Below are 11,495 nucleotides of genomic sequence, written 5' to 3' on the forward strand. Positions count from 1 at the left end.
ATAAAAAATCGGCGGAGAACATGTGTCTCCGCCGGTTTTTATGGTATTAATCCTGTTTTACGAGAATCTGCTCGATCTCTGCCACGTAGAGAGTATGGTAGTCTTTATCCGCATACCACTGAGCATCCAGTGCTTTTGCGTCTCCTATAAATCCTTCCGGGTCCATCGGCTGACTGTACAGCTTTCTGCAGATCAGAACAATTTTTGCTTCCTCAAAGTAAGGGATGCCGTTGGCATCGGTCGGTGTAAGTCTTGTCTTTGAAATTTTATCTTCGGTCCGTCCTGACACACTTCCGAGATACGTCAGGTCTTTCTTAAATGCTTCATCATAGAATGACAGCGAGAAAGTTTCAGAGTTATCGATAAATTCTTTCGTATAGCGCTGCGGACGGATCACAGATACTGCCACGTCCTTGCCCCACATGACTCCGAATCCACCCCATGATGCGGTCATCGTATTAATTCTGCCTTCTTCATTTTTGGCGGTTACCAGCATCCAGTCCTTCCCTATGAGACGGAAGGCACTCTGGTCAAAATCTTCTGGTGCAACAATTGCATATTCACTCATGTTACTTGCCTCCTTTTTTGTGTAATTACCATTATAATGCAAAAATGATGCAATGTCTATAAAACCTGCAAGTTTCATTGAAATCCTGCCATCCCTTATGCTATAATGACAGACAGGTTTAATATATGTAAGGAGGAAGCAGCATGGCAGAGTCAATGGCCGGGTTATCACGGAGCCACCGGTGTACAGAAGTGGGCCGTGAAAATATCGGCGAGAAAGTAACCGTCATGGGATGGGTACAGAAGAGAAGAAATTTGGGAAGTCTTATATTTGTAGACTTAAGAGACCGTTCAGGATTATTGCAGCTGGTCTTTGATGAAGATACATTGTCAGGTGAAGATTATGAAAAAGCCAATTCCCTGAGAAATGAATATGTGATCGCGGCGGCAGGGGAAGTGCAAAAACGAAGCGCCGCTGTCAATGAGAATTTAAAGACAGGGGATATCGAGATTAAAGTGACAGACTTAAGAATCCTGTCAGAGTCAAAAACGCCGCCATTTCCTGTGGATGCGGAACAGACCGTAAAAGACGAACTGCGGCTCAAATACCGCTACCTGGATTTGAGAAGACCGAACCTTCAAAAGAATCTCCTCGTGAGGAGCCAGGTAACAAAAGCGGCAAGAGACTTTTTAGCAGAAGAAGGATTTTTGGAGATTGAGACGCCGATCCTCGGGAAAAGCACGCCGGAGGGGGCCAGGGATTATCTCGTGCCGAGCCGTGTGCATCCGGGAAATTTTTACGGACTTCCCCAGTCACCGCAGCTGTTTAAGCAGCTTTTGATGTGTTCAGGAGTAGACCGTTACTATCAGATCGCAAAGTGTTTCAGAGATGAGGATTTAAGGGCGGACCGGCAGCCGGAGTTTACACAGATCGACATGGAGCTTTCTTTCGTCGATGTAGATGACGTGATCGATGTCAACGAGCGCCTGTTAAAGAAAGTGTTTAAAGAAGTGCTGGACGTGGATGTGCAGATCCCGATGAAGCGTCTCACTTATCAGGAAGCCATGGACCGGTTCGGTTCCGACAAGCCGGATACAAGGTTTGGCATGGAACTCATTAACGTATCGGAAACAGTGAAAGACTGTGATTTCATGGTCTTTAAAGGAGCATTGGAAAACGGAGGCTCCGTGCGGGGACTGAACGCAGAAGGCCTCGGGGATCTGGGACGCAAGAAGATCGATGCTTTTGTAGACTTTGCCAAAGAGTTCGGGGCAAAGGGACTCGCCTATATCCAGCTGAAGCAGGATGGAAGCGTAAAATCTTCTTTTGCCAAGTTTATGAAAGAGGAAGAAATGACGGCGCTTATCGATGCGATGTGGGGGAAACCCGGAGATCTGCTTCTGTTTGCGGCCGACAAAGACTCTGTCGTCTATGATGTCCTCGGAAACCTTCGTCTGGAGATCGGAAAAAAATATGAGATGATCGATGAGTCCTTATATAATTTCTTATGGGTCACAGAATTTCCTCTGCTGGAGTGGAACGAAGAACAGAACCGCTATACGGCGATGCATCATCCGTTTACCATGCCGATGGAAGAGGATTTAGAGTACATTGAAACAGAGCCCGGAAGAGTCAGGGCGAAAGCTTACGATATTGTTTTAAACGGCACAGAGCTCGGAGGGGGATCCGTGAGGATTCACCGCAATGATATCCAGAAAGCCATGTTTAAGGCTCTTGGATTCAGCGAGGAGGATGCCAATGAAAGATTCGGATTCCTCCTGGAGGCTTTCCAGTACGGAGTGCCGCCTCATGCAGGTCTTGCTTACGGCCTGGACCGTCTTGTCATGTGGATGACAGGGGAGGACAGTATCCGTGACGTCATTGCATTCCCAAAAGTAAAGGACGCTTCCTGCCTCATGACACAGGCACCGGGAGGGGTGGACACAGAGCAGCTTGATGAGCTTGGAATAGATTTGAAAGAAAACGATACGAACGAGGAATAAGGAGAAGCAGATTATGGAGAAAATGTTATTTAGCGGCGTGTTGTCAAACACAGATGTTGCACAGGTGGCGATCAAAGGGCTGAAGCACGAACCGGGGATCGCGGCGAAACTGTTTACCGCCATCGCGGACAAGGGGATCAATGTAGAACTGATTCTGCAGTCCATAGGGAGAAAAGACAGCAAAGACATCTCCTTTGTTGTGAAAAAGTCTGATGCGGATGCGGCGGTGGAGACCTTAAAAGAAACCTTTCAGGAAGGCTCTTATAAAGAGATTGTTTCTGACAAAAACGTGGGTATCGTATCCATTGTGGGCGCAGGAATGATGTCCAACTCAGGGGCGGCATCGAAAATGTTTGAAGCTCTTTATAACAAAGGCGTCAACATCCATATGATCTATACTTCTGAAATCAAGATCACGGTCCTGATCAGAGAAAGCCGTGTGGAAACAGCAGTGGAGGCACTGAAAGAACAATTCCAAGATTAACATCATCAATATATAACAGGAGGACACGAAGATGTTCGATTTTAGCGAAGTTAAGAATTATGATCCTGAAGTTGCCGATGCAATGCAGGACGAGCTGTCCAGACAGAGAAACAATCTGGAACTGATTGCTTCTGAGAACTTAGTTTCAAAGGCAGTCATGGCAGCCATGGGCAGCCACCTGACTAACAAATATGCGGAAGGATATCCCGGAAAGAGATATTACGGCGGCTGTGAGTTTGTGGATGTAGTGGAGAATCTGGCAAGAGAACGTGCCAAAGAACTGTTTGGCTGTGAGTATGTCAATGTTCAGCCGCACTCAGGTGCACAGGCGAATATGGCAGTATTTTTTGCGGTCTTAAATCCAGGGGATACCTATATGGGAATGAGCCTGGACCACGGCGGACATTTATCCCACGGAAGTCCGGTCAACATGTCAGGGAAATATTACAACTGCGTGCCTTACGGTGTCAATGACGAGGGATTCCTCGACTATGATGAGGTGCTCCGCATAGCAAAGGAGTGCAGCCCAAAACTGATCATTGCAGGGGCAAGCGCTTATGCAAGATCCATTGACTTTAAGAAGTTCCGTGAGATTGCAGACGAAGTCGGAGCCGTTCTTATGGTGGACATGGCGCATATCGCAGGCCTTGTTGCGGCAGGGGTACATCAGAGCCCGATTCCATATGCCCATGTGACGACTACGACTACCCATAAGACTCTGAGAGGTCCCCGCGGCGGTATGATCATGTGCAGTAATGAGATCAATGAAAAATACAACTTTAACAAAGCCATCTTCCCGGGTATCCAGGGCGGTCCGCTGATGCATGTGATTGCCGGAAAAGCCGTGTGCTTCAAAGAAGCGCTTTCCGATGATTTTAAAGAGTACGGTAAACAGGTGGTTAGAAATGCGGAAGCCCTGGCAAAAGCTCTCATAGAAGAGGGATTTGATATTGTATCCGGCGGTACAGATAATCATTTAATGCTGGTGGATCTTAAAAAATATGACCTGACCGGAAAAGAAGCGGAAAAAGTTTTGGATTCCGTCCATATCACCTGTAATAAAAATACAGTGCCGAACGATCCAAAATCTCCATTCGTCACATCAGGACTCCGTCTCGGAACACCTGCAGTGACGACCAGAGGATTGAAAGAAGAGGATATGGCGGTGATTGCCAGGGCAATCCGCCTCACTCTTTTAGATCAGAAGCTTGAAGAAGCAAAACAGCTTGTAAAAGAATTGACGGCAAAATATCCTTTATATGAGTAATCAGCAGAATAGATGAAGATAAAGTACAGCCGGTACTGCGGCTGTACTTTTTTGTCCTATGATTAAGTAAAAGTGAGACATTACGGAGCAAAATAGTGTATAATAATACAAATAAAAACGAAAGGCAAAGAGATGATACAAACAGAGTTATTCCTTCTGCTGATTGGTGTATCCGCGGCACAGGAAATTTTAAGAGTAAAAGCCATGGAATCTGTCGGATATCTGTGGAAAGAACACAAATCGGCTCTGATTTTCTGCGGGGCTGCCAGCCTTGTATGGTCCGGCGTGACTGTATTGTCTGAAGTACCCGTATACTTGAGCCTGCTTTTATATTTTCTGCTCTGGTACCTGCCTTATCTGCGTGTACACATCAATGGCAAGATGATTCAAACTTTTTCTATGATAGGATATCTTCATCTCTCGTCCTTTTATCTCATGTTTCTGGGAGCGGCTTCCATTGGCCGCGGAAGTGTCAGGAATATAAATCTTCAGAGTTCCGTGAAAGCATCGGGATATTTGACTGCAAAGATCGTGCTCTGTATATTTTATATTATATGGATCAGATACTTTAGCGGTAAAAATGTGAAGGAAGAACACACTGACTATAAGAAATCAAAAATATTTTTGTTGTTTCTCTGGAGCTGTCTCGTCTATGAAATGATCGACAGTATCCTGGCATCGTTCTTTTCAGATAATGTTTTTGTACCGGCTCTCATGATCAGCGGCAATGCTCTGATTCTGCTGCTGACATTTTTATTTATGCGCCATAATTATCTCATTGTGCGGGAGCAGTATTTGGAAGAGAGATACCGGAAGATGGAGGAGGCAAAAGCCAGAAAACTGCTCCGGGAGGAACAAATGACCAGGATGGCAAAGACCGACAGTCTGACAGGGGCCTATGCCCGCGGATACGGAATAGAGCTCCTTAAATCCTTTCTGAAGCAAAATAAGCTGCTGACTGCGGTGTATATGGATCTGGACGGACTGAAAGAGATCAATGACAGCAAAGGACATTCCGTTGGAGATGTATATTTAAAAACGTTTGCAGAAGAAATGAAAAAGAATCTCAAAAAAGATGAACTGCTGATCAGATTCGGAGGGGATGAGTTTTTAGCTGTCTTTCCGGGAATCGGTTCTGAAGAAACGAAGGACAAGATGGAAAAAATAAGAAGAGAGATGGAACATCCGGAGAAGGACCGGCTCCCGATACACTTTAGTTTCGGTGCCGTGTCCGGTCAGAAAACACCGGAAGAATTGATTAAAGAGGCGGACCAGGCCATGTACTCAGACAAACATAACAGGAAAGAGGAGCGTGATACTGTATGCCCAAACAATTAGTCCTGATGGCTGCAGTCGCAGTATCTTACTTTTTTTATCATTATGAGTTTTTCTCCTTTGCTGACTGTGTACTGGAATGCAGGGAAAAAAGAAGGTCTGTTGTTATCCTTACCTTTGTGCTAAATTATGCATGGTTTGTTGCGGCCAGTTTTCTGGATCTGCACCTGATCGTCAACTGGACCATTTTCTTCTTTTTCTTTCTGCTGCAGATACGGATCTTTTACCATGTAGGATTCGATAAAAGTGCGATGCTTGCTTACTTCGGAATCATACCGGGTCTGGCGTGGAACATCTGTCTGCGATGTATCTTTGCACTGCTGTTAAACAGGCCCCTGACATCCTTTGACAATCAGATCAAGCTGCCGGGAAATATAAAGGAATATCCTATTTTTCTCGGCTTTGTAATCACAGGATTTCTGTTTTACTTCTTCAGACGGAGTCAGCTTTACGAAAGGCTCTGCATCATCCTTAGGGACCGCTCCAGTCTGAGGTTTCACGTTGGGATTCAGTTTGTCCTGTATGTATATCTCGTCCTGAATCTGCTTGGCTACTATGTCCCTTCAAATTCCGTATTTCTGAAGTTTTGGGGTATAAAGTCCGCTGTTTTTGTATTTATAGGCCTGAATATTTGTATTGTCTATACGATGAGAATGAGCAGGCTTAATCTTTACAGGAGAAAGATGAGGGAAGAATGGACAACCATGCTGGCAGATAAGGAAGAAGAAGAGAGACTTTGGACACTGGCTTATGTGGATGCACTGACCGGATGTTATAACCGGCATTTGGCCGGACAGGTTTTGGAAAAATATTCTGCGGCCTCTAAGGATTATTGTCTTTGCTTTGTGGATCTGGACCATCTGAAAACAGCCAATGACAAATTCGGACATCAGGAAGGCGACCGTTATCTGAAGACCACTGCTTCAGCTCTGACTGCCGCGGCTCGGGATGAAGACTATGTGTTCCGGTACGGCGGCGATGAATTTCTCTTGTTATTTTCTGAGAAAAATTGCAGCCAGGTGACGGATTTATTGAAAGATACCGGGGAGAAACTGAAGCAGTACAGCAGTGATAAGAATTTTCCATTCATTATGTCCATAAGTTTTGGAGTGGCACAGTGCAGTGTAGCGGAGACGGCAGAAGAGCTGCTTTCGCTGGCAGACCGGAGAATGTACGAACAGAAAAGAGGAAAAGACAGGAGGAAAAGATGAGCATAAAAGGGATTGTATTCGATTTTAACGGAACGATGTATATTGATGGGGACAAACAGGAAGCCGCGTGGTTTGAATTTTTCCAGAGACATGCAGATGGGAAGTATACGGTCAGACAGCTTCACAAAATGATCCATGGGATCAACGGAGGAGAGTTTTTAAAAATGGCTTTAAATCCTGATCTCACAGAACAGGAGATTTATGACCTGACAGAGGAGAAAGAAGATATTTACAGGAAAATGTGTCTGAATGATCCAAAGGGGATCAATTTTACAGAAGGGCTTCCGGAATTTCTTACCAAGCTCAAAGAACATGCGGTACCTTTTGCCATAGCCACGGCGTCAGCCATTGGAAATGTAAGATTTTATATGAAGCATATGCATCTTACCCACTGGATTCCGGCAGAACACATTGTCTATGACGACGGAACCTTTAAGGGCAAGCCCGAGCCGGATATTTACCTCATGGCCATGGAAAGGATCGGCCTTTGCCCCGGGGAATGTGTTGTCTTTGAGGATGCAGATGCAGGAATTGAAGCGGCCAGGAGGGCTGGAGCAGGAAAGATCATAGCCATAGGGCCGAAAAAGGACCATGAGAGGCTGCTTGGGCTCCCGGGAGTCACGGCTGTTATCGAGGATTTCAGAGAAGTCGGACTGGATCTGCTGGAAATTGTTTGACAGACTAAGAAACAAAAAACAGGTGTTCCAGAAGTTTCTTCTTCCAGAATACCTGTTTTGTTTTAATAACCCAAATCTTCTCCGACCAGAATGATCTTGATCCGGTCTTTCTGTCCGCATCTTCTTGTGATCAGCAGATGGGAGCAGATAGAGGAATCACCGTAACACTCCCCGCAGTGTCCTGTGATGGAACACGGAGTTTTCAGTCCCAGGCGGATTGTGTTCGGACAGGAGGCCTTGCTTCTCGTCCGGTGCACGCCTTCTTCCACGGTGCTTACCACTTTGTTCATTCCAACGACCAGAATCACCTGTCTCGGTCCGTAGCTTAAACAGCCTACTCGGTTGCCGGAGCCGTCGATATTGATCAGTTCCCCTTCCAGTGTGATGGCATTGGTACTCATAATATAGGTGTCGGCGAGGACTGCCTTTGCATATATCTGTCTCTGTTCCTCATAATTTTTTGCCGCCGACCGGTCCACAGCTTCATACTGACCTGAATTTTTCACGGCATCTATAAGCCCGATCTCTGCTGCACTCATGGAACCGCCCCATGAAACAACAGAGCCTTTTTCTATGTAGGACAGAGCTTTTTGTAAGGCTTCCTCCTTCGTAGCACAGTATACTCCTGAAAAATTTCTCTTTTCCATGTTCTTAATGATCGCAGCTGCGGTCACCTGATTTGCTTTTTCCATACTCATATCAAACACACTCCTTTACTCACTTTATCTCTGGATATTATTGTATCACAGGAGACCTAAATATGATATAATAGCAAAAGAAAAAAATGAAAGCAGGATTACGTTTGAAGTCATTATTTATTACAGAAAAACCAAGCGTGGCAAGAGAATTTGCCAATGCACTGGACCTGAAACCGTCCAGCAGGGACGGATATCTGGAGAGTGAAAAAGCCGTGATTACATGGTGTGTGGGTCATCTCGTTACCATGTCATATCCGGATAAGTATGATCCCAGTCTGAAGCGGTGGGATTTAGAAACACTTCCGTTTCTGCCGGAAGATTATAAGTATGAGATCATTCCGGGGGTAAAGAAACAGTATGATATTGTATGTACACTCCTGAACCGGGAAGACATCGATACGATCTATGTGTGCACCGACTCCGGACGGGAAGGAGAATATATTTACCGGCTGGTGGATCAGGAAGCCCATGTGACCGGAAAACAGAAGAAGAGAGTCTGGATCGATTCCCAGACGAAGGAAGAGGTGCTCAGAGGAGTCCGGGAGGCCAAAGACCTGAGCGAGTATGATAATCTGGCTTCTGCCGCTTACTTGCGGGCAAAGGAAGATTATCTGATGGGGATCAACTTTTCCAGGGTACTGACCTTAAAGTATGGCTGGACCCTTGGAAACTTCATGAAACAAAAGCGAAGTGTCGTTGTGGCTGTGGGCAGAGTCATGACCTGTGTCCTCGGCATGATCGTAAAAAGAGAACGGGAGATCAGGAGCTTTGTCCCCATACCTTTTTATAAAGTGCTCTCCCACATTACACCGCAGGGTGTAAAGATCGAGTCTGAATGGAAGGCGGTAAAGGGTTCCAGATATTTTGAGTCAAAGAAATTATACAAAGACAACGGGTTTTTAAAAAAAGAGGATGCAGAGGCCTTTATAAAAGAAATAGAAGAAGCCTCCGGTATGGAGACGATAGTGGAAGCTTCTTCAAAACGCCAGGAGAAAAAGAATCCGCCCCTTTTATACAATCTGGCGGAACTTCAGAATCAGTGCTCCAAGATGTTCAAGTTAAGTCCTGATGAGACACTGAAGATTGTTCAGGAATTGTATGAAAAAAAACTGGTCACTTATCCGAGAACCGATGCGAGAGTTTTGTCTAGCGCAGTTTCTAAAGAAATTTACAAAAATCTGTCAGGATTAAAAAATTACGGAATCCTCTCGGAAACAGCTGCGGAAATTTTAGATAAGAAGTCCTACACCGGACTTGCAAAAACCAGATATGTAGATGATAAAAAGATCACGGACCACTATGCCATCATCCCGACCGGACAGGCTTTGAATAACTTAAAAAGCGTTTCACAGACCGGGCAGAAGGTGTATGAAGTGATTGTCCGGCGGTTTTTATGTATCTTTCTGCCTCCGGCGGTATATTCTAAGATAAAGCTGGTGACAAAAACGGCGGGAGAAACCTTTACCGCAAATTTCAAATTGCTTGTAGATCCCGGATATCTTTTAGCAGCCGGAGGAAAAGAGGCCAAAAAGCAGGATTCTGTTTCCAAGGAGCAGACAGATGCTATACTCTCCCTGAAAAAGGGAATGAAGCTTCCGATTAAAAAACATTTGATCAAGGATGGTACTACAACCCCTCCGAAGCGTTATAATTCCGGTTCTTTGATTCTCGCCATGGAAAATGCGGGGCAGCTCATCGAAGACGAAGATTTGAGAGCGCAGATCAGAGGAAGCGGAATCGGAACAAGCGCAACACGGGCCGAGATCGTCAAAAAACTGATCAATAATCAATACATAGCGCTGAATAAAAAGACCCAGACGGTAACGCCGACACTGATGGGTGAGATGATCTTTGACGTGGTCAGAGGCTCTATCCATTCTCTTCTGAATCCGGAGCTTACCGCAAGCTGGGAAAAAGGGCTCACCTATGTGGCAGAAGGCACAGTAAGTGAAGAAGAGTATATGAAGAAACTGAATCATTTTGTGGCAAAGCATACCGATGCGGTCAAAAGGACGGATCATCAGTATATACTGCGCAGAATGTTTGACGAGACTGCAAAATATTATGTAAACAAGAAAGGGAAAGGTGAAAAAGAATGAAACAGCTGACAAACAAGGAATTATTCAAAGATATGGACCAGACGATAGCAAAAGAACTGTTTGAAGAGACTACATATCCATGGGAAGTGCTGGCGCTGATCGGCGATTTTATCTTAAAGACGGGCCCGGAACTTCCCGAGGAAGAATTTAACCGGATTGGCGATGATGTCTGGATCGCAAAATCTGCTGTGATCGCAAGAACTGCGGAGATTAATGGTCCGGCTATCATCGGGGCAGGCACTGAGGTAAGGCCGGGAGCCTTTATCCGCGGCAATGCGCTGATCGGTGAGAACTGTGTGGTCGGGAACTCCACAGAAATAAAAAATGATATACTGTTTAATAATGTGCAGGTTCCCCATTATAACTACGTTGGAGATTCTATTTTAGGATATAAATCCCATATGGGTGCGGGGTCGATTACATCCAATGTAAAATCCGACAAGACCAATGTAGTGATTAAATGCGGGGAACAGAAAATTGAAACCGGAAGAAAGAAAATAGGGGCAATCCTGGGAGATCATGTGGAAGTAGGCTGCGGCACTGTTTTAAATCCCGGGTCTGTTGTCGGAGCGAATACGAATATATATCCTCTTTCCATGGTAAGAGGATATATCGAGGAAAACAGTATTTATAAAAAAGCAGGGGAGATCGCCCAAAAACAATAAACAAAGAAAGGATTTCACAGCATGAGAAAAAGAATGATGACTCTGACGCTTTTCATCTGCGTTTCTTTTGCGCTTTCCGGCTGCGGGAAAGCTTCCAAACAGGAAATCATCGAATCGGAATACTACCAGAAATTACAGGACCAGAACGAAAAGCTCAGCCAGGATCTGAAGAGGTCTAGAGCAAGGGAAGATTCGCTGGACAAAAAAATTAAAGAAATACACGAATATACCGGTGATCAGAAGCTGGCTGCCTACAAAAAGGAAGTGGAGGGGAGCACCATTTCAAAGACAGATTTTGTCCGTATCCAAAAGGGAAAGGCGTACCAAAGTTTTGCTGTCACGAATGAGCCGGTTTGTAATTTTGTGAAAGATATTGTGCAGAATTCATATCGCATCATAGGGCTGACTGTCACCGATCTGAGGGAAAAATATCACGGTAATATTTACTCTTATGCACTGATCGATGAGGATAATTCTACGTATGAATTTAAGGTTTATGGGAACAGCTATATTGTATTTGACCAGATTCCTGAAAATGTATACTGCTT

The 11,495-nt window shown here is 45.0% G+C and carries 10 protein-coding genes and 1 pseudogene; 9 read left to right on the top strand and 2 right to left on the bottom strand.

Features of this window, described 5'->3' with window-relative positions; translation table 11 throughout:
* Positions 1–46: 46 nt before the first annotated feature.
* A complete protein-coding gene (locus tag QVP35_RS11410) occupies positions 47–568 on the bottom strand; it encodes a flavin reductase family protein (RefSeq protein WP_009289559.1) in 522 nt (173 codons plus the stop codon).
* 143 nt (positions 569–711) lie between these two features.
* On the opposite strand from QVP35_RS11410, the gene aspS reads away from it, so the two are divergent.
* The 6 genes from aspS (at position 712) to QVP35_RS11440 (ending at position 7,485) form a co-directional block, all read left to right on the top strand.
* Positions 712–2,511, top strand: a complete 1,800-nt coding sequence (gene aspS, locus QVP35_RS11415; RefSeq protein WP_022261170.1) for an aspartate--tRNA ligase — start codon at positions 712–714, stop codon at positions 2,509–2,511.
* A 13-nt stretch (positions 2,512–2,524) separates the two neighbouring features.
* Positions 2,525–2,995: an ACT domain-containing protein gene (locus QVP35_RS11420; RefSeq protein WP_006566840.1), complete on the top strand. Its 471-nt coding sequence runs from the start codon at positions 2,525–2,527 to the stop codon at positions 2,993–2,995.
* 31 nt (positions 2,996–3,026) lie between these two features.
* Positions 3,027–4,262, top strand: a complete 1,236-nt coding sequence (gene glyA / locus QVP35_RS11425) for a serine hydroxymethyltransferase (protein WP_006566841.1) — start codon at positions 3,027–3,029, stop codon at positions 4,260–4,262.
* Between the two features lie 132 nt (positions 4,263–4,394).
* On the top strand, positions 4,395–5,600 hold the full coding sequence (locus tag QVP35_RS11430; protein WP_009289560.1) for a GGDEF domain-containing protein: 1,206 nt from the start codon (positions 4,395–4,397) through the stop codon (positions 5,598–5,600).
* Positions 5,585–6,808 (top strand): GGDEF domain-containing protein, encoded by a 1,224-nt coding sequence (locus tag QVP35_RS11435; protein ID WP_009289561.1) that lies wholly within the window; start codon positions 5,585–5,587, stop codon positions 6,806–6,808. The genes QVP35_RS11430 and QVP35_RS11435 overlap by 16 nt, the downstream gene beginning before the upstream one ends.
* The gene (locus QVP35_RS11440; protein ID WP_009289562.1) at positions 6,805–7,485 is read left to right on the top strand and encodes an HAD family hydrolase; all 681 of its coding nucleotides are present in this window, start codon (positions 6,805–6,807) and stop codon (positions 7,483–7,485) included. Before QVP35_RS11435 ends, QVP35_RS11440 begins: the two co-directional genes overlap by 4 nt.
* 62 nt (positions 7,486–7,547) lie before the next feature.
* Here QVP35_RS11440 and QVP35_RS11445 read toward each other — a convergent pair whose 3' ends face one another.
* Positions 7,548–8,183 (bottom strand): lactate utilization protein, encoded by a 636-nt coding sequence (locus tag QVP35_RS11445; RefSeq protein WP_006566845.1) that lies wholly within the window; start codon positions 8,181–8,183, stop codon positions 7,548–7,550.
* 86 nt (positions 8,184–8,269) lie between these two features.
* On the opposite strand from QVP35_RS11445, the gene QVP35_RS11450 reads away from it, so the two are divergent.
* The 3 genes and pseudogenes from QVP35_RS11450 to QVP35_RS11460 form a co-directional block, all read left to right on the top strand.
* Positions 8,270–10,282, top strand: coding sequence for a DNA topoisomerase (locus QVP35_RS11450; protein ID WP_118475842.1), 2,013 nt, complete (start codon positions 8,270–8,272; stop codon positions 10,280–10,282).
* Entirely contained in the window at positions 10,279–10,947 is a 669-nt protein-coding gene (locus QVP35_RS11455) for an acyltransferase (RefSeq protein ID WP_022261171.1), read from the top strand. Before QVP35_RS11450 ends, QVP35_RS11455 begins: the two co-directional genes overlap by 4 nt.
* 21 nt (positions 10,948–10,968) lie before the next feature.
* Positions 10,969–11,495, top strand: a pseudogene (locus tag QVP35_RS11460) (hypothetical protein); the annotation flags it as partial.

Source organism: Anaerostipes sp. CAG:276 (assembly GCF_000432215.1).
Lineage (GTDB): Bacteria > Bacillota > Clostridia > Lachnospirales > Lachnospiraceae > Anaerostipes > Anaerostipes caccae.